Here is an 18,307-nt window from a genome sequence, read left to right on the forward strand (position 1 = left end):
AAACGCCCTCTTCACACCGCACAGAGCGTTTGGGGAAACACCGCAAGATGTGAGAGAGGGTTCGAGGAAACACCGCAAGAAGTGAGAGAGGGTTCGGGGAAACACCGCAGGATGTGAGAGAGGGTTTTACTCAGCTCCCCGAGTGGGCCTGCAGGAAGCTGTACACCTCGGTTTCGTCCACGCCGGGGAACGCGCCCGGCGGCATGGCAGCGAGCAGGTGCGAGTGCGCGCGGGCTGACGGCCAGGCGTTGCCCGCCCATTCGGAGGCCAGCTCCGCAGGGGGCCGCTTGCAGCAGCTTTCGTCCGGGCACGTGGACTTGGACCGCTCCGTGGTATCCCGGCCCCGGAACCATTTCACGTGCGCGTAGGGGACCCCCACGGAGAGCGAAAACTCGCCGTTGGCAGAGCGCTCCGTGCGGGCGGTGCACCAGTACGTCCCGGCCGGGGTGTCCGTGTACTGGCAGTACGCACTGAACTTGTCCGCGACGTCAAAGACCACCCGCGATGTCCACTGCTTGCAGGACGGCTGGCCCTCGATGGCGCCCGTGTGATCCTGCGGGAACGTCACGCCGTCGTTCTCGTAGGCCTTATAGATGATGCCGCTCTCGTGCGTCTTCTGGAAGTGGGTGCGGATGTCCAGGTGATGGGTGGCGAGGTTCGTGAACCGGTGCGCGGCGGTCTCGTAGGACACGGCAAACGCGTCCCTGATGTCCTCCACTGCTATTTCCTTGGCCACCTTGGCTTTCTGCAGGAAATCCACCGTGGCCTTTTCCGGCAGCATCAGCGCCGCGGCGAAGTAATTGGTTGCCACTCGCTGCATCAGGAAATCGCCGTAGTTCTTGGGCGTCTGGTGGCCAAGGACATAGTGGCCCAGCGCCTGCAGCAGCACGGACCGGGGGTCATGGTCCGTCCGCTGGTTCTGCGTCAGGTAAATTCTGTGGTTCTTAAGATCCGTCACCGAACGGGTTGAATGCGGCAGGTCGCCCACGTGGTGCAGGCTGAACCCCAGGTGCGCGGCGATGTCCGCGATGACGTGCTGGGAAAGCGGACCGGTGGTGTGCCCAACGCTGGCGAGCACCTTCTGGGCCTCAGCCTCGTACTCCGGAAAGTAGTTGTTCCGCTCACGCATCATGGCGCGCAGTTCACCGTTGGCGCGCCGGGCCTCTTCCGGTGTGGCGATCTGCTCATTGAGCTTGCGCTCCAGCTCATGCTGCAGGCCCACCATTGACTCCAGGACATCCATGGGCAGCCGCGAGCTGATACGGATTTTCGGCAGGTTGAGGGACTCATAGATAGGGCTGCGCTGATAGCGCTCAAGCTCGATCTCCAAGGCCGCCCGGCGGTTGGGCGGCTCCGCCCCGAGCAGCTGGTCAATGCCCACATTGAGCCCTGCAGCGAGCTGCTGCAGCAACCCCAGTTTGGGCTCCCGCTTGCCGTTTTCAATCAGGCTCAGCTGGCTGGGGGCGGTCCCGACGGCGGCACTCAGGTCATCCAGTGTCAGTCCGGCCGCCTTGCGCAGGTGCCGGACGCGGCGGCCCAGGCTGATGACGTCCAGTTCCGGGGCGCCATTGTTCGGCGCGGGCGGCGTGGCTTTGCGGTTCCAGCTTGAAGGGGACATTTCTTGAGCATACGCGAAGAAATGCATTTCTTTCCATGGTTTCCCTCTATTGATTGCCTTGGAAGTACTGAAAAGTAGTAATCACGGAAAGAAACACCGCACCGGAGCAGTTGGCCGGGACTGCAAGGAAGCAGCCCCGCCGGCTGGTATTCACTCCGGAGCTCAATCAAGGAGACAAAGATGACTGCAGCATTTGAGCCCACCCAGCCGACGCCCGAAGAACAGGCAACCGCCCTGGAGCTCGAGTGGGCCGCCAACCCGCGCTGGGAAGGTGTGACCCGCGACTACAAGGCAACGGATGTGGTCCGCCTCCGCGGCCGCGTCTCCGAAGAGCACACCCTGGCCCGCCGCGGCTCCGAGAAGCTGTGGAAGCAGCTCACCGAAGAGCACAAGACCGGCGGCTACACGAACGCACTGGGCGCCCTGACCGGCAACCAGGCCGTACAGCAGGTCAAGGCCGGCCTGCGTGCCATCTACCTTTCCGGCTGGCAGGTGGCAGCGGACGCCAACAACTCCGGCCACACCTACCCGGACCAGTCCCTATACCCGGCCAACTCCGTTCCCACGGTGGTCCGGCGCATCAACAACGCCCTGCTCCGGGCTGACCAGATCGAGTTCTCCGAAGGCATCCAGACGGTTGAGGACTGGATGGTGCCGATCATCGCCGACGCCGAGGCCGGCTTCGGCGGGCCGCTGAACGCCTATGAGCTCATGAAATCCATGATCCAGGCCGGCGCGTCAGGCGTGCACTGGGAAGACCAGCTCGCCTCGGAGAAGAAGTGCGGCCACCTCGGCGGCAAGGTCCTGATTCCCAGCCAGCAGCACGTCCGCACCCTGAACGCCGCCCGCCTGGCAGCAGACGTCGCCGGGACCCCGTCCGTAGTCATCGCCCGCACCGACGCCGAAGCGGCCACCCTGATCACCTCCGACGTGGACGAGCGCGACCAGGAATTCATCACCGGTGAGAGGACTGCCGAGGGCTTCTACAAGGTCCGCAACGGCATCGAACCCTGCATCGCCCGCGCCAAGGCCTACGCACCGTACTCGGACCTCATCTGGATGGAGACCGGCACCCCCGACCTTGAGCTTGCCCGCAAGTTCGCCGAGGCCGTCAAAGCCGACTTCCCGGACCAGATGCTCTCCTACAACTGCTCACCGTCGTTCAACTGGCGCAAGCACCTGGACGATGCCACCATCGCCAAGTTCCAGCGTGAACTCGGCGCCATGGGCTTCACCTTCCAGTTCATCACCCTGGCCGGCTTCCACGCCCTGAACTACTCGATGTTCGATCTCGCCCACGGCTACGCCCGTGAAGGCATGAGCGCGTACGTCGAACTCCAGGACAAGGAATTCGCCTCCGAGTCCCGCGGCTACACCGCGACAAAGCACCAGCGCGAAGTCGGCACCGGCTACTTCGACGACATCGCCACTGCGCTCAACCCGAACGCATCCACGCTGGCCCTGGTGGGATCCACCGAAGAAGGCCAGTTCCACTAACACTTACGACGGCGGGCCTCACGTCCGTCGGCAAACCGGACGATCCTCGGCGTGCTATTCCCCACGGCCGGCTTCTACCTCGCTGAGCGAGGACGAAGCCGGCCGCAGGGCCCCTTTTACGCACGCTGCCGGATGTCCAGTTCACCGCCTTTCAGGTACGTCACCACCCGCCGTCGAATTGCTTCTTCTCTAAGGAGATTTGAAATGAATACCTTCACAGACAACTTCACTATTAATGGGATTACTCTGACTGCCCAGCCCATGTGCCGGCAGAACGAGGTTCTTACTCCGGACGCACTGGAGTTCGTCGCAAAACTGCACAGGGCTACGGCGGCGCGGCGGCAGGAGCTGCTGCAGGCGCGCCGGGTGCGGCGGGCGGAGATCGCCGGTGGCCAGGACCCGCGGTTCCTCCGCGAGACCGAGGATATCCGCAACGATGCGACGTGGCGGGTCGCTCCCCCGGCTCCGGGCTTGGAGGACCGCCGCGTGGAGATCACCGGCCCCGTGGATCAGAAGATGGCCATCAACGCCCTGAACTCCGGAGCGAAGGTATGGCTCGCTGACATGGAGGACTCCTCCACCCCCACGTGGCGGAACGTCATCAAGGGCCAGCTGAACCTCACGGATGCGCTGGAACGCCGGATCGACTTCACCAGCCCCGAGGGCAAGGAGTACAAGCTCCGCCCCGCCGCGGAACTGCCCACCATCGTGGTCCGTCCCCGTGGCTGGCACCTGCCGGAGAAGCACATGCTCATCGACGGCACCCCGGTGGCCGGTGGCATCGTGGACTTCGGCCTGTTCTTCTTCCACAACGCCCGCCGCCTGATCGCCCAGGGTAAGGGCCCGTATTTCTACCTGCCCAAGATCGAGAACCACCTCGAAGCCCGCCTGTGGAATGACATCTTCATCCTGGCCCAGGATCTGCTTGGCATCCCGCAGGGCACCATCCGCGCCACCGTGCTGATCGAAACCATCACGGCGGCGTTCGAAATGGAGGAGATCCTCTACGAACTGCGCGACCATGCCTCAGGCCTGAACGCCGGCCGATGGGACTACATCTTCTCCCTGATCAAGAACTTCCGCACCCGCGGCCCCCGGTTCGTCCTGCCGGACCGTGCCCAGGTGACCATGACCCAGCCGTTCATGCGGGCCTACACAGAGCAGCTTGTTCGTGCGTGCCACAAGCGCGGCGCCATGGCCATCGGCGGAATGGCCGCCGCCGTCCCCAACCGCAAGGACGAAGCAGCCAACACCAACGCCTTCGAGAAAGTCCGTGCGGACAAGACCCGCGAGGCCAATGACGGCTTCGACGGTTCCTGGGTGGCCCACCCGGACCTGGTTCCGGTCTGCCGCGAGGTCTTCGACGACATCCTGGGCGAGCGTCCCAACCAGCTGGACCGCAGCCGCGAAGACGTCACCCCCGATGATCGCGCCCTGATCAACGTGGCCGCCACCGAAGGGACCATCACCGAAACGGGCATCCGGAACAACATCGAAGTGGGCATCCGGTACATCGAGTCGTGGCTGCGCGGCAACGGTGCGGTCGCCATCCACAACCTCATGGAGGACGCCGCCACCGCGGAAATCTCCCGCTCCCAGCTGTGGCAGTGGATGTACGCCAGGGCCATCACCGACCGCGGGGAGATCATCACGCATCATTGGATCGAAGAGCTGCTGGACGAAGAGTTCGCACGGTTGGAACGCTTCGACGGCGACCGATTCGAAGACGCCCGGGACATCTTCGAAGAAGTCACCCTGGGCCAGGATTTCCCCTCATTCCTTACCCTCCCCGCGTACGCCCGCTACCTGACGGAGGCCCGCGAAAAGGCCACCGAGGACGAACTCACGGCGGCGTAGTCACGGCGCAGACTTCCGTTTGCCGGGCCGGCACACCCTTCGCAACAGGAACCCCGAAATCCGGGGAGCCGGCCCGGCAACGGAACCCACCACTCCAGGCGCGAACTGGCAGCTAATGACCCCAAAACCAAGGTTTGGGGTCATTAGCTGCCAGTTCGCGCTGTCCTGGGGTTCGGGTGCAGAGGTGGGGAGTACGACGGCGGCGGGGCGGGTCAGCGTCCTTTCGGCACCAGCCGCACGGAGAGGGTCGTACAGATGAAGAACGTCAACACGGACGCCAGGATCACCAGCAACGCCGGGGTCCAGGATCCCGATACATCATGCACCCATCCAACGAGTGGCGGGGCAACCGCACCAAAGCAGTAACCCACACCCTGGACGGTCGCGGACATCCGGCCAGCCGAGGCCTGGTCCCGCGCCAGTCTGATGATGGCTATGAAAATCAGCGTAATACCCCCACCCTGGGCAATCCCGCCGCACGTGGACCACAGCCACCACAACTCAGGTGCCAGCAGCAGACCGGCGGGCACCGCTGTCCACAGCAGGCCCAAGGTGACCGCCGCCGTCGTCGTACTGAAATACTTGGCTGCAAAGGGAACGCCCAGGCCGCCCACTATCGCGAGGATCTGGAAGATCGACGAACCCGCACCGGCCTCCGATGCGGACATGCCCAGCTCGTCGTTGAGGTAGCTCGGCAGCCAGGCCGTCACGGCGTAGTACGAGCAGGCCTGCCCGGCGAAACCGGCTGTCAGGCCGGCCGTAATCCAGCCGGAGCCCTTGACGGCAGCGTGCTCCTGCCCGCCCGGCACCACCGCATCGGAGGGCACCAACGCGCTCCGCGGCCCGACGGCGATCATCCAGAAGGCGATGGCCACCACGGCCAGGATTCCCACGGAGGCGAGGGCGGCCCGCCAGCCGGCAACCTCGGCCAGCGGGGCCGTGACCATGGATGTGAGGAAGGATCCGATGTTCAGCGCCGCCGTGTAGATGCCCATGGCGGTCCCCTGCCGAAGGGGTGAAAAATCGCGCCGGATGATCAGCGGCACCGCAATGTTCCCGATGGTGATGGCCAGGCCGATCAGTACGGTGCCCAAAACCACCAGCAGCGGTCCGCAGGCCGAACGGAGAATGACTCCGGCCAGCACACCAAGGATGGTGAGCGTCACAGCGAACTCTGCCCCGAATTTCCTGGCTGCCAGGGATGCCAGCGGAGCGGACAGGGAGAAACACAGCACCGGGATGCTGGTCAGGACTCCCAGCATGACGGGCGAGAATCCCAGGTCCACTTGCATGATGTCCACCACCGGGGCGACCGCCACAAAGGGCCCGCGGAGATTCAGGGCCAGAAGACCGATGCAGGCGAGGAGGATCCAGCCGTTCGGGATCCTGGCCATGAGCCGGCTGTTCATGAGGACCTGTCGGGCTTTAAAAGTGATTTCATCACCACCATTGCTATCACGCCGCGCCGGGCCATACGGCCATACGGCCGTCCCGCCGGGCAGCCGGGCAGCCGGGGTAGCCGGCCATGATGACCCGTTGCCTTAAGATGAACTCCACGCCACAGAACTCCACGCCACAGACCACCGGATGAAGGAACTGACATGAAGCACCGGCTCGCCATCCTGGACGACTACCAGGACGTGGCCCACGGATTCGCCGACTGGACCTCCCTGGAGCAGGATGGGGTTTCCGTAACCGTCTTCAGGGAGCCGTTCACGTCCCCGGATGCCCTGGTGGCTGCACTGGCCGGCTTCCACATCGTCGTCGCCATGCGTGAGCGGACGCCGTTCCCGCGCACAGTGCTGGAAAGACTCCCCGAGCTCAAGCTCCTGGTGACGACAGGTGCGGCGAACGCTTCCATTGACGTGGCCGCAGCAGCCGAGCACGGGGTGACGGTGTGCGGTACGCCGGGCTCCCCCACGGCAGCCCCGGAACTGACGTGGGCCCTGCTCTTGGGGATCGCCAGGAACCTCACGGTCGAGGAGAATTCGCTGCGCTCCGGCGCCTGGCAGACCACGGTGGGGTTTGAGCTCGCCGGCAAAACCTTAGGCATCGTTGGGCTGGGCAAGATCGGCCGCCGGATCGCCGCGTACGGGCAGGCCTTCGGTATGGAGGTGCTGGCGTGGAGCGAGAATCTGACAGAGGAGGCGGCCGCGGATGCGGGGGTGCGGAGGGTCACTAAGGAAGAGCTCTTTCTGAACTCCGACGTGGCCACCCTGCACCTGAGGCTGTCGTCCCGTTCCGAGGGCACGGTAGGCGAGGAGGAGCTGCGGCTGCTGGGGCCGGAAGGGATCCTGGTGAACACCGCCCGCGGCCCTTTGGTTGACCAGGACGCCCTGGTCCGTGCCCTTACGGAAGGCTGGATCCGCGGAGCCGCACTGGACGTCTTCGACCAGGAGCCCCTGCCGGCAGGCCATCCGCTCCTGTCCGCTCCGAACACTGTGCTGTCCCCGCATCTGGGCTATGTCACCCGGGAGAGCTACCGGCAGTTCTATGGTGGGGCCTTCGAGGACGTCACGGCCTGGCTGGCGGGCTCGCCCATCCGCGTCATTTCTGCGTAGGGCCGCCCGAGACCGGCTAGCCTGCGGCCTGCAGCGTGGCTTCGATCACGGCCGGGGACAGTACGTGCTGGGTGACCATCTGGCTAGCACCAAAAATGGCGGCCTGGTTCCCGGCCACTGAAGGGGCGATGCGCAGATGGGTCGTGGCCAGCGGCAGCGAGCGCCGGTAAACCACTTCCCGGACGCCGGCCATGAGGTGCTCCCCAGCTTGGCCCAGGCTTCCGCCGATGACGATGACGGAGGGGTTGAGCAGGTTCACTACGGTTGCGAGCACGTCCCCAACGTCCCGCCCGGCCTGGCGCAGGGCCTGGATGGCTTGAAGGTTGCCGTCAGCCACCAGGCGTAGCACATCGCTGCCCTTGGTCGCCGGAATACCCCGCCGGCCAAGTTCCGCGGCCACGGCCGGTCCTGATGCGAGCGCTTCGAGGCAGCCGAAGTTGCCGCAGCGGCACAGCACCTCGTCACCGCGCGGGACGCGGACGTGGCCCAGATCCCCGGCCGTCCCGTTGGCGCCGCGTTGCAGTTCCCCGTTGCTGATGATTCCGGAGCCGATGCCGGTGGCCACCTTGATGAACAGGAAGTTGTCGTGCTCGGGCCAGTGGGCCGTACGCTCCCCCAGCGCCATGATGTTTACGTCGTTGTCCACCAGGACGGGAACCGGCAGGGAGCGCTGGACGTAACGGACGACGTCGAACCCGTCCCACCCCGGCATGATGGGCGGCTTGACCGGCCTGCCGGTGGCGTGCTCCACGGGCCCCGGCAAACCGATTCCCACGCCGGCGAGGTCACTTATGCTCCGGCCTGCCTGTGCGATAAGCGCGAGGCCTTCCTCGACCACCCTGTCCAGCACAGTCTCGGGACCTTCGGCAACGTCTTGGGCCAGGCGCTGTTCAGTCAGGACACGTCCGCTGAGATCTGTGACGGCGACTGTCACGTGGGTGGCGCCGACGTCGACTGCCAGCACGGCGCGCGCCGCCGGGTTGAAGGCAAAGCGCGACGGCGGCCTGCCGCCGCTGGAATTAGCCTCACCGGCGGGTCCGACCAGGCCGGACAGAATCAGGGCATCGATTCTTGAGGCAACAGTGGAACGCGCCAGGCCGGTGGTCAGGGCCAGTTCGGCGCGGGTGCGGGCCTTGCCGTCCCGAAGGAGCTGAAACAAGTCACCGGCACGCGCGAAGCTGCCCCCGTTGTCAGGTGCAACAGGGTCGGTTCCGGTGATGAGGCTCATGAGTAAGTGATAGCACAGCTGGCTTCCGCATGTCACGCTGTAAAAAGTACGGCGACCTGTTTCCAACTTTTGCTTGACGATCGACAAAAGTACCTCTAGCTTGGGGTGTGAGGCAGCCCACTGACCTGAGAACGCTCCAGGACAAGCAGCAGTCCTCTAACCCCAACGACGAGGAGAGACAGTGCCATACTCGATCCAGCTCTACACGGTCCGAAAGGCCCTTGAAGAGGATCTCGCAGGAACCATCCAGCGCCTGGCAGAAATCGGCTTCACCATGGTTGAGCCCTACCGCTTCGTGGCCAAGGCCGCCGAGCTGAAGCAGGCGTTGGCGGACAACAATCTCACCGCCCCCTCGGGCCACGCACCACTGCTCCAGGAAAACCAGGATGAAATCTTTGCCGCCGCCCAGCAGCTCGGCATTGGCACGGTCATCGACCCGCATGTACCCGTTGAGCGCTGGAACTCCGTTGCAGAGATCAAGAAGACTGCAGAGCAACTTAACGCTGCGGCAGCCAAGGGAGCCGAATACGGCGTCCGGGTCGGCTACCACAACCACTGGTGGGAAGTTGAGTCCGTCATCGACGGCAAGACCGCCTTGGAGCACCTCGCCGACAACCTTGATCCCGCCGTGGTGCTGGAACTCGACACGTACTGGGCAGCTGTTGGTGGCCAGAACCCTGCGGAACTGCTGGCACGGCTGGGCCACCGCGTGAAGTTCATCCACATCAAGGACGGCCCACTGACCCCGGACCCGTCCAGCCAGACCGCAGTGGGCGACGGCAAGATGGCCATCTGGGATGTCCTCGACGCCGCCGACTTCCTCGAAGCCGGGGTGATTGAGCTGGATGACTTCCATGGCGATATGTTCGACGCCGTCCGCGACAGCTACAACTACCTCAGCGCCGGAAAGGTATCCGCATGAGCCGCGACGCCCTGAAATCTGGACCGGTCGGAGTCGGAATCATTGGGGCTGGTGTCATCAGCAAGGAGTACCTGGACAACCTCACCAGCTTCCCGGACGTCAAGGTGGTGGCCATCGGCGACCTCTTCCAGGAATCGGCGGCCGCGAGGGCTGCCGAGTATGGCGTGCCGGTTCACGGCGGCGTGGATGCGGTGCTGGGCAACCCTGACGTTGAGATCGTGATCAACCTGACCATTCCGGCGGCCCATGTTGAGGTGGCAACGCAGGCGGTCAACGCAGGAAAGCACGTGTGGAGCGAAAAGCCGTTCTCTTTGGACCGCGAAAGCGGCCTTGGGCTGCTCAAGACCGCAGACGCCGCAGGCGTGCGCCTTGGCTGCGCACCTGACACCTTCCTGGGTGCCGGCCTGCAGACAGCACGCCGGATGATCGAGCGCGGCGACATCGGTTCACCGCTCACTGCACTGACGCTGATGCAGTCCCCAGGGCCGGAGTCGTGGCACCCCAACCCGGCTTTCCTGTTCCAGGACGGCGCCGGCCCGCTTTTCGACATCGGACCCTACTACCTCACCACCTTGGTGCAGACCTTCGGCAGTATCCGCCGGGTGGCCGCCTTCGGTTCGAGGTCCAAGGAAACCCGGGTGATCGGTTCGGGTCCCAAGGCCGGTGAAGAGTTCGCTGTTACTGTGCCCACCCACGTCAGTTCGATTCTGGAGTTCGAGGGCGGCGAATCTGCGCAGAGCATCTTCAGTTTCGATTCGCCCTTCAAGCGCGCCGGATTCGTTGAAATCACGGGCACAGACGCCACGATCGCTTTTCCGGATCCCAACACGTTCGACGGCGAAGTCAGGATTTGCGCCACGGGATCGGACGACTGGACCATAGTCCCTTCCGTAGGCTCCACGGCAAGCCGCGGCGCAGGCGTTCTGGAAATGGCCCGTGCCATCCGCGAAGGCCGCCCGCACCGCGCACAGGGTGAGCTGGCGTTTCACGTGCTGGACACCATGGCTTCCATCGCAGAATCCATCGACACGCGCGCCTTTGTCGACGTCGAAAGCTCGGCTGCACCGGTCCCGGCTCTGCCGGAGGACTGGGACCCCACCGCAGCAACGCTGTCCGCCTAGATAAGGCGGTCAACTGCGGGCCCGTGTCACGGGCCCGCAGCCATGGGTCACCAGGGCCCTGCAATGTCTGTGCCTTCTTTGACTCTGCCTAAGCACCAGCAAAACCCGCACCAGCTCGACGATGAGAAACCGGAGCAACCATGAAGAACCCCCTGAAAGTCCTGGCGTCCCTGACGGCCGTCGCATCCCTGGCCCTGAGCCTCAGCGGATGCGGCGGCGGTAGCCCGCAGGCCACCAGCGACACGATCACTTACTGGGCGTCAGACCAAGGCAACAGCCTGGACGACACTGCAGCCAAGTTGAAGCCGTCACTTGACCGCTTTACGGAGAAGACCGGAGTGAAGGTCAATCTTGAGGTCATCAGCTGGACGGACCTCTACAATCGGATCCTTACCGCCGTCACCAGCGGCGATGGACCGGATGTCCTGAACATCGGCAACACCTGGGCCGTGACACTGCAGGAAACAGGAGCGTTCGAACCTGTCGAAGGAAAACTGTTGGAGGCAGTGGGAGGTGAGGACCGCTTCCTGAAGACGAGCTGGTCCACCGGTGGCGCAGAAGGCAAGACGCCGACGTCGGTTCCCCTTTACGGACTGGCGTACAACATGTACTACAACACCAAGCTGTTCAAGGAAGCCGGCATCGAAAAAGCTCCCGTCACATGGCAGGAATTCGTCGAAACGGCGAAGAAACTCACCAAGGACACCAATGGCGACGGCAAGCCCGACCAGTGGGGATTCACAGCAGCAGGTGCTTCTGTCTCGGCCAACTCGCACCAGGCTTTTGTTCGTGGACTGCAGAACGGCGGCACTCTCTTCGACAAAGACGGCAAGCCGACCTTTGACAGCGGCCCACAGGTTGAAGGCGTCAAGCAGTTCATCGATCTGATGGCAACAGACAAGGTGATGTCGCCGTCGGATGCGGAAATCAGTCAAGGCAGCCAGAAGATCGACAATCTCATCAATGGCCAGGCCGCCATGTTGTTTGACCAAAGCCCGGTGAAGAACTTCGAGGCACGGGGGTTCACCGATTGGGGTGTTGCTCCGATCCCCATGATGTCAGCCGGAGCTACCGGTGACCTTGGCACCCAGAGCCATGTGGCCGGTATCAACCTGAGTATCTTCAAGAACAGCAAGAACAAGGAAAACGCGATCAAGCTTGCCGGCTTCCTGACCAGCGACGAAGAGCAGGTCTCGTTGAACAAGGCCTACCGGTCCCTGCCCGTGGTCAGCGGCGCCTCCTCCGATCCGGCGTTCCAGACGGAGGAGGTCAAGGCCAAGAATGATGCCCTGGCGAACCATGCGTTGCCCATGCCCTTGATCGCCAAGGAGGGACAGATGGAAACGCTCACGGGCACGGCCATCAAGAACCTCTTTGCCAAGGCAGCAACCGGAACTGTCTCCGAGGACGACATCAAGGCGGCCCTCAAGGACGCCAACAACCAGATGGCCGCGGCCCAATAACCACGCCTGACGGGTGGGGGCAGTGCCTTCAGGCAGTGCCCCCACCCGGGCAAAGGAGTTCCCATGTCCCACTCAGCCTTGGACAGCAGCCCCGCCGCTGCCGGCAGCCAGCCTGCCATTGATCCCGCGCCCGGCGAGACGGCAGACAAAGGTCAGCCGTCACGGAAGCCACGCCGTTCGTTCCTCCCGTACGGCCTGATTCTCCCGGCCGCCATCCTCGAAATCCTGATCCACATCGGCCCCATGCTGTTGGGCATCTGGATCGCGTTCATCTCCCTGACCCAGCTCAACCTCACCAACTGGCTCAATGCTCCTTTTGTGGGCCTTCAGAACTTCGTCAATGGGCTGAACCCGGAAAGCACCATCGGACAGGCCTTCTTCAGCACGGTCGGCCGCACGCTGGGCTATACCATCCTGGTGGTCGGCTTCTCCTGGATCCTGGGTATGGCCGGAGCGGTGTTCCTGTCCTCCAACTTCAAGGGACGCGCCATACTGCGCACATTCTTCCTGATCCCCTACGCCCTCCCGGCCTACGTCGGGACCATCGCGTGGGCGTTTATGTTCAATCAGCGCGACGGCGCGGTGAACCAGATCCTGGTTGACACTTTCCACCTGTTCGGTGACGAAAGGCCCTTCTGGCTCCTCGGCCAAAACTCCTTCGGAGCCATGATTGTCGTAAACATCTGGCAGCTGTGGCCCTTCGCGTTCCTGATGCTGATGGCTGCCCTTCAGAATGTCCCCACCGACGTCTATGAGGCAGCGGCAATCGACGGTGCTACGCTCTGGCAGCAGTTCCGCACCATCACTCTGCCCATGGTGCGCCCGGCCAACGGCGTGCTGTTGATGGTGATGTCCCTCTGGACCTTCAACCAGTTCAACGTTCCCTTCGTTTTGTTCGGCGCATCGTCCCCCAAGGAAGCTACCCTGGTCTCCCCGCTGATCTACCAGAACTCCTTCGGCAGCTGGAACTTCGGCCTTGGCGGAGCCATGAGCGTCCTGCTCCTGATCGCCCTGTTCATCGCATCCGTCTTCTACATCCGCATGGTGCTGCCCAAGGGGGCCGACAATGATTGAGACCCGCAACTTCCGCATTCTGAGGAATGTGGTCCTGACCATCCTGTCCCTCTGGGTGGCCATCCCCCTCTACGTGGTTGTGTCCACGTCACTGAAGCCACTCAAGGACGTCGCGGGATTGTTCCAGTGGATTCCCCGCGAAATCACTGCATCGCCGTACCTGGACATCTGGACCACCGTCCCGCTGGCCAAGTACTTCCAGAACAGCCTGATCATCACGGTCTGCGCAACGCTATGTTCGGTGACCGTAGCGGTCCTGGCCGCATACGCCATCGCGCGGCTGCAGTTCAAAGGCAAGCGGGCGTTCAGCCTGACAGTCCTATCGACCCAGATGTTCCCGGGCATCCTGTTCCTTCTCCCCCTGTACCTGATTTTCACCCAGATCCGGAACCTCACCGGGCTCCAGCTGCAGGGCTCCTACCTCGGGCTGATCATCACTTACATGACGTTCACCCTGCCGTTCGCCATCTGGATGCTGAGCGGATACTTCGCCTCCATCCCCAAGGAGCTCGAGGAAGCTTCCATGATCGACGGCACGGGCCGGATGGGCGCACTCATCCGCGTGATTCTGCCCGTCGCCAAACCAGGCATCATCGCGGTGGCGGTGTATTCGTTCATATCCGCGTGGGGAGAGGTCCTCTTTGCCTCCGTCCTGACGAATGAAACCACCAAGACGCTCTCGCTCGGGCTAAAAGCCTATGCGAGCGAGTCGGATGTGTTCTGGAACCAGCTCATGGCCGCCTCCGTAGTAGTCAGCCTGCCGGTGCTCATCGGCTTCATACTGGTGCAGAAGCATCTGGTAGCAGGCCTCTCATCCGGCGCCGTGAAGTAGTACCGAGCGGCTGAACCACACCAACCACATCCCTTTTGAGGAGCACCACTATGACGACGGCGCACACGACACCGCTGGAGCCCACCGGCACCACCCGCGGCAACGCCCCACTGGGCGTGGCGATGATCGGCTACGCCTTTATGGGCAAGGCCCACTCGAACGCGTGGCGGAACGTGGCCAGTTACTTCGACGTCCCGGCGTTTGAGCAGAAGGTCTTGGTGGGTCGGGATCCAGCCGGGGTTGCGGAAGCCGCCACGAAGTACGGATGGGCGGAGACCGCCACGGACTGGCGCGCGGTGATCGACCGCGACGATATCCAGATCGTGGACATCTGCGCCCCCGGCTGGATGCACGCCGAGATCGCCATAGCCGCACTCGAAGCGGGCAAGCACGTGCTGCTGGAAAAGCCGCTGGCCAACACCCTGGCCGAGGCCGAGGCCATGACCGCGGCCGCCCAGGCTGCCCGGGCACAGGGCGTGCAGTCCATGGTGGGGTTCAACTACCGGCGCGTCCCGGCCCTGGCGCTCGCGAAGGAACTGATCGCCGAGGGCCGGCTTGGAACCGTCCGGCACGTCCGCGCCGCCTACCTGCAGGACTGGCTCGCTGACGAAACGGCGCCCATGACCTGGCGACTGAAAAAGGAAACCGCCGGCTCCGGAGCGCTCGGAGACATCGCCTCGCACGCGATCGACCAGGTGCTGTTCCTACTCGGGGACCAGGTCACGGAGGTCTCCGGCCGGACGCACACGTTCACCACCCACCGCCCGGGGGCATCGGGCCTGGAGGAAGTGACCGTCGACGACGCCGCCTGGGCAACGCTGTCCCTCGCCTCCGGAGCAATCGCCTCAGTGGAGGTCTCCCGGGTGGCCACAGGCCAGAAGAACTCGTTGAAGCTGGAAGTCTACGGCGAGAAGGGCTCGCTACTCTTTGATCTGGAAAACCTCAACGAGCTCGGCTTCCTTGACGCCACCGTGCCCGTCCGCGAGCAGGGCTTCCGCCGGATACTGGTCAACGAGCCAGAGCACCCGTATCTTGAAGCGTGGTGGCCGCAGGGCCACATCATCGGCTGGGAGCACACCTTTACGCATGAGATCCGTGACTTCCTGCTGGCGATAGACAGCGGAACCGGGCCGTCGCCGTCGTTCGAGGACGGACTGGCCGTCCAGCGCATCCTGGATGCCGTCGAAGAATCCGCCGCCGCGAAAAGTTCCATCGTCCAACTGGCCGGCCGCCTGGCCGGCACCCCGTTCAAAACCGCCCCGTCCGAAGGAGCCTGACATGCCCCGCCCGTACACCCTGTTCACCGGCCAGTGGGCCGACCTCCCGTTCGAGGAAGTCGCGCGCCTGGCATCCGGCTGGGGTTATGACGGCCTGGAAATCGCCGTCTCCGGAGACCATCTGGACGCCTGGCGCTGGGACGAACCAGGCTATGTCGAGTCCAAGCTCGCTGTCCTGGAGAAGCACAACCTCAAGGTTTGGGCCATCTCCAACCACCTCAAGGGCCAGGCCGTGTGCGATGACCCCATCGACTTCCGCCACGAAGCCATCGTCGGGGCCAAAGTCTGGGGCGACGGCGACCCGGAAGGCGTCCGCCAGCGCGCCGCCGAGGAAATGAAGCACACCGCCCGGCTGGCCAAGGCACTGGGCGTGGACACCGTCGTCGGGTTCACTGGATCATCCATCTGGCAGTACGTGGCCATGTTCCCGCCCGTCCCGGAAAAAGTCATCGACGCCGGCTACCAGGACTTCGCGGACCGCTGGAACCCCATCCTGGACGTCTTCGACGAATGTGGCGTCCGTTTCGCCCACGAAGTCCACCCGTCCGAGATCGCGTACGACTACTGGACCACCGTCCGCACGCTCGAAGCCATCGGCCACCGCCCCGCGTTCGGCCTGAACTGGGATCCCTCGCACTTCATGTGGCAGGGCATCGACCCGGTCTCCTTCATCTGGGACTTCAAGGACCGGATCTACCATGTGGACTGCAAGGACACCAAGCTCCGTCCCACCGGCCGGAACACCGTCATGGGTTCGCACCTGCCTTGGGGCGACCCACGCAGGGGCTGGGACTTCGTCTCCGCGGGCCGCGGCGACGTGCCGTGGGAATCATCCTTCCGCGCCCTCACAGCGATCGGCTACAACGGACCCATCTCCGTGGAATGGGAAGACGCGGGCATGGACCGCCTCCACGGCGCCCCCGAAGCACTTGCCGCCCTGAAGAAGTTCGACTTCCCGGCCTCTAACACCTCCTTCGACGCGGCCTTCAGCTCCAAGCCCTAGGAGTTTTGTCCAGAAAACGCGAGCAAAAGTGACTTTTGCGGACGTTATCTGGACAAGAACCCGGAAACAGCGCACGTAGAATCCCTGCATGACCCATACCATCCGCAAGGCAGCAACGGACGACGCCGGCCCGCTCGCCGAGCTGGCGGCCGTCACCTTCCCGCTGGCCTGCCCGCCGTCGTCGTCGCCTGAGGACATTGCCGCCCACTTGGCGAACACGCTCACCGAAAGGCATTTCCAGGGCTACCTGATGAATCCGGACATCACGGTGCTGGTGATCGACGACGACGGCCGGCTCCGCGGCTACAGCCTCCTGGTACACCGCCCGGCGGAAGACATGGAGGTGGCCTCGATGTTGACGTTCAGGCCTTCCACAGAGCTCAGCAAGTGCTACGTCCACCCGGAGCACCACGGACTGGGTGCAGCAGCAGAGCTGATGCAAGCCAGCCTTCAGTCCGCGGCTGAATCCGGGGCCGGCGTGTGGCTGGGCGTCAACAACGAAAACGCCCGGGCCTTGCGCTTCTATGAGAAGTCAGGCTTTCGCCAGGTGGGAACCAAGACTTTCCGGTTGGGAAGCACCCTTGAACACGACTTCGTGATGGAGCGTGCAGTCCCCTAGCCGCCGGGTCAAGCGCCCAGTCGATTCCGGTGCAAGGAAATCCCATCCGGGACCGCTGGAGCATCTCGCTCTTGAAGGAGCTGGGCAAAAAGTCGAAGATGGTCGGCAACCATGCGTTCAGCGCTGAACCGTTCCTCAACACTGGCACGGCACCCTGCCCTACTCAGGCCTGCGGCGGCAGGAATAAGATCCGCCAGGCTGTCCGTGGCGGCCAGGTAGCCTGTCCGTCCGTGCTCCACAATCTCAGGGGCCGAACCGATCGGGGTGCCCACCACGGGCGTGCCGGTGGCAAGGGATTCAATCATGACCAGGCCGAACGGTTCAGACCACTGGATGGGATTGAGGAAGGCCATCGCTTCCCCCATAAGTCGGTACTTATCCGCGTCCGCGAGCTCCCCCAGGAACTCTTCGTTGGGTCCCAGCAGCGGCCTGATGACGTCCTGAAAATAGCGGACCTCCTCAGGCTCGCGCATCTTTGCAGCAATTTTGAGGGGAATCCGGGCTTTCCGCGCGACCTGGATGGCTTCCAGCACTCCCTTGTCCGGACACATGCGGCCCACAAAGCACACATAGCCACCATGCCCGGAGCCCAGCGGAACAGTGGACAGCTCCATTCCGTGATGAATCACCTTGGTCACCGGGACATCAGGGGCATGGGAGGTCTGATCGCGCGATATGGCGATGATTGAGGTGTTGGCGCCCACTGCCCGGTAGACTTCCGCGGCCGCGGGCGTGAGCAACCCGTGGATAGTGGTGACCACCGGGACTCCGGGGGGCCGGAAGGGGCAGAAGGGTCCGGCCAGGGTGTGGTCGTGGATGATGTCCACGCCTTGCATTCCTTCATAGGCCCTGATGATGTGGCTCAGTTCCGAGAGCGTGGAGCCGATTTCGGCCGGCTCGGACATGCGCATCCCGGCGACGCGAGGTGCCGGACACCGGCTGTCCGACGCGGCAGCCAATAGCACGTCGTGGCCCGCCTCCATGAATCCGCGCGCGAGGGTGTCCGCCACCCTCTCTATGCCGCCGTAGGTAACTGGAGGTACAGGAATCCATGGTCCTGCAATGAGTCCTATCCGCATCCCTGGCCTCCCGGGACAGCGGCAATCGCGCGCCCGGATGGCTGAGGGCCTGCCATCGCGGAACGACGTCAAACCGCGGGTTACTCGGATCATTCGGTCCGAAAGGCATCTGCTTAACCTACGCTTCCGACTATCGTCCGAAACCGGCCCCAAAAC

15 protein-coding genes are annotated in these 18,307 nt (G+C 63.8%); 11 read left to right on the forward strand and 4 right to left on the reverse strand.

Going from position 1 to position 18,307, the window contains the following annotated elements:
• Positions 1–130: 130 nt before the first annotated feature.
• The gene (locus QFZ30_RS17465) at positions 131–1,645 is read right to left on the reverse strand and encodes a helix-turn-helix domain-containing protein (protein WP_307078358.1); all 1,515 of its coding nucleotides are present in this window, start codon (positions 1,643–1,645) and stop codon (positions 131–133) included.
• Positions 1,646–1,798: 153 nt separating this feature from the next.
• On the opposite strand from QFZ30_RS17465, the gene aceA reads away from it, so the two are divergent.
• Positions 1,799–3,115, forward strand: coding sequence for an isocitrate lyase (gene aceA / locus QFZ30_RS17470; protein ID WP_307078360.1), 1,317 nt, complete (start codon positions 1,799–1,801; stop codon positions 3,113–3,115).
• Between the two features lie 204 nt (positions 3,116–3,319).
• Positions 3,320–4,972, forward strand: a complete 1,653-nt coding sequence (gene aceB / locus QFZ30_RS17475) for a malate synthase A (protein ID WP_307078362.1) — start codon at positions 3,320–3,322, stop codon at positions 4,970–4,972.
• A 212-nt stretch (positions 4,973–5,184) separates the two neighbouring features.
• Here the strand turns inward: aceB and QFZ30_RS17480 are convergent, their stop codons facing one another.
• A complete protein-coding gene (locus tag QFZ30_RS17480; protein ID WP_307078364.1) occupies positions 5,185–6,381 on the reverse strand; it encodes an MFS transporter in 1,197 nt (398 codons plus the stop codon).
• Between the two features lie 192 nt (positions 6,382–6,573).
• Between QFZ30_RS17480 and QFZ30_RS17485 the strand changes: the two genes are divergently transcribed.
• Complete coding sequence (locus tag QFZ30_RS17485) at positions 6,574–7,533, forward strand: D-2-hydroxyacid dehydrogenase family protein (protein WP_307078365.1); 960 nt, start codon at positions 6,574–6,576, stop codon at positions 7,531–7,533.
• Positions 7,534–7,549: 16 nt separating this feature from the next.
• Here QFZ30_RS17485 and QFZ30_RS17490 read toward each other — a convergent pair whose 3' ends face one another.
• Positions 7,550–8,761 (reverse strand): ROK family transcriptional regulator, encoded by a 1,212-nt coding sequence (locus QFZ30_RS17490; protein ID WP_307078367.1) that lies wholly within the window; start codon positions 8,759–8,761, stop codon positions 7,550–7,552.
• A gap of 181 nt (positions 8,762–8,942) precedes the next feature.
• Here QFZ30_RS17490 and QFZ30_RS17495 point away from each other — a divergent pair, with 181 nt between their 5' ends.
• The 8 genes from QFZ30_RS17495 to QFZ30_RS17530 all read left to right on the forward strand — a co-directional run bounded on the left by QFZ30_RS17495 (position 8,943) and on the right by QFZ30_RS17530 (position 17,072).
• Positions 8,943–9,683, forward strand: a complete 741-nt coding sequence (locus tag QFZ30_RS17495) for a sugar phosphate isomerase/epimerase family protein (RefSeq protein ID WP_307078369.1) — start codon at positions 8,943–8,945, stop codon at positions 9,681–9,683.
• Positions 9,680–10,804: a Gfo/Idh/MocA family protein gene (locus QFZ30_RS17500; RefSeq protein WP_307078371.1), complete on the forward strand. Its 1,125-nt coding sequence runs from the start codon at positions 9,680–9,682 to the stop codon at positions 10,802–10,804. The genes QFZ30_RS17495 and QFZ30_RS17500 overlap by 4 nt, the downstream gene beginning before the upstream one ends.
• A 140-nt stretch (positions 10,805–10,944) precedes the next feature.
• On the forward strand, positions 10,945–12,267 hold the full coding sequence (locus tag QFZ30_RS17505; protein ID WP_307078372.1) for an ABC transporter substrate-binding protein: 1,323 nt from the start codon (positions 10,945–10,947) through the stop codon (positions 12,265–12,267).
• A 63-nt stretch (positions 12,268–12,330) separates the two neighbouring features.
• The gene (locus tag QFZ30_RS17510; protein WP_307078374.1) at positions 12,331–13,341 is read left to right on the forward strand and encodes a carbohydrate ABC transporter permease; all 1,011 of its coding nucleotides are present in this window, start codon (positions 12,331–12,333) and stop codon (positions 13,339–13,341) included.
• The gene (locus tag QFZ30_RS17515) at positions 13,334–14,173 is read left to right on the forward strand and encodes a carbohydrate ABC transporter permease (RefSeq protein WP_307078376.1); all 840 of its coding nucleotides are present in this window, start codon (positions 13,334–13,336) and stop codon (positions 14,171–14,173) included. Before QFZ30_RS17510 ends, QFZ30_RS17515 begins: the two co-directional genes overlap by 8 nt.
• A gap of 50 nt (positions 14,174–14,223) precedes the next feature.
• The gene (locus QFZ30_RS17520; RefSeq protein ID WP_307078378.1) at positions 14,224–15,450 is read left to right on the forward strand and encodes a Gfo/Idh/MocA family protein; all 1,227 of its coding nucleotides are present in this window, start codon (positions 14,224–14,226) and stop codon (positions 15,448–15,450) included.
• Position 15,451: 1 nt separating this feature from the next.
• Entirely contained in the window at positions 15,452–16,453 is a 1,002-nt protein-coding gene (locus tag QFZ30_RS17525; protein ID WP_307078380.1) for a sugar phosphate isomerase/epimerase family protein, read from the forward strand.
• Positions 16,454–16,541: 88 nt separating this feature from the next.
• Positions 16,542–17,072 carry a GNAT family N-acetyltransferase gene (locus QFZ30_RS17530; RefSeq protein ID WP_307078382.1) on the forward strand — a complete coding sequence of 177 codons (531 nt, stop codon included), beginning with the start codon at positions 16,542–16,544 and terminating at the stop codon, positions 17,070–17,072.
• Positions 17,073–17,080: 8 nt separating this feature from the next.
• Here the strand turns inward: QFZ30_RS17530 and QFZ30_RS17535 are convergent, their stop codons facing one another.
• Positions 17,081–18,151, reverse strand: a complete 1,071-nt coding sequence (locus QFZ30_RS17535; protein ID WP_307078383.1) for a glycosyltransferase family 4 protein — start codon at positions 18,149–18,151, stop codon at positions 17,081–17,083.
• Positions 18,152–18,307 lie beyond the last annotated feature (156 nt).

Origin of the sequence: Arthrobacter pascens (genome assembly GCF_030815585.1) — a bacterium.
GTDB classification, from domain to species: Bacteria; Actinomycetota; Actinomycetes; order Actinomycetales; family Micrococcaceae; genus Arthrobacter; species Arthrobacter pascens_A.

Coding starts and splice junctions, on each gene's coding strand:
- aceA (WP_307078360.1), top strand. CDS start 1,799: ATGACTGCAGCATTTGAGCCCACCCAGCCGACGCCCGAAGAACAGGCA.
- QFZ30_RS17490 (WP_307078367.1), bottom strand. CDS start 8,761: ATGAGCCTCATCACCGGAACCGACCCTGTTGCACCTGACAACGGGGGC.
- QFZ30_RS17530 (WP_307078382.1), top strand. CDS start 16,542: ATGACCCATACCATCCGCAAGGCAGCAACGGACGACGCCGGCCCGCTC.
- aceB (WP_307078362.1), top strand. CDS start 3,320: ATGAATACCTTCACAGACAACTTCACTATTAATGGGATTACTCTGACT.
- QFZ30_RS17480 (WP_307078364.1), bottom strand. CDS start 6,381: ATGAACAGCCGGCTCATGGCCAGGATCCCGAACGGCTGGATCCTCCTC.
- QFZ30_RS17485 (WP_307078365.1), top strand. CDS start 6,574: ATGAAGCACCGGCTCGCCATCCTGGACGACTACCAGGACGTGGCCCAC.
- QFZ30_RS17510 (WP_307078374.1), top strand. CDS start 12,331: ATGTCCCACTCAGCCTTGGACAGCAGCCCCGCCGCTGCCGGCAGCCAG.
- QFZ30_RS17520 (WP_307078378.1), top strand. CDS start 14,224: ATGACGACGGCGCACACGACACCGCTGGAGCCCACCGGCACCACCCGC.
- QFZ30_RS17465 (WP_307078358.1), bottom strand. CDS start 1,645: ATGCATTTCTTCGCGTATGCTCAAGAAATGTCCCCTTCAAGCTGGAAC.
- QFZ30_RS17535 (WP_307078383.1), bottom strand. CDS start 18,151: ATGCGGATAGGACTCATTGCAGGACCATGGATTCCTGTACCTCCAGTT.
- QFZ30_RS17500 (WP_307078371.1), top strand. CDS start 9,680: ATGAGCCGCGACGCCCTGAAATCTGGACCGGTCGGAGTCGGAATCATT.
- QFZ30_RS17515 (WP_307078376.1), top strand. CDS start 13,334: ATGATTGAGACCCGCAACTTCCGCATTCTGAGGAATGTGGTCCTGACC.
- QFZ30_RS17505 (WP_307078372.1), top strand. CDS start 10,945: ATGAAGAACCCCCTGAAAGTCCTGGCGTCCCTGACGGCCGTCGCATCC.
- QFZ30_RS17525 (WP_307078380.1), top strand. CDS start 15,452: ATGCCCCGCCCGTACACCCTGTTCACCGGCCAGTGGGCCGACCTCCCG.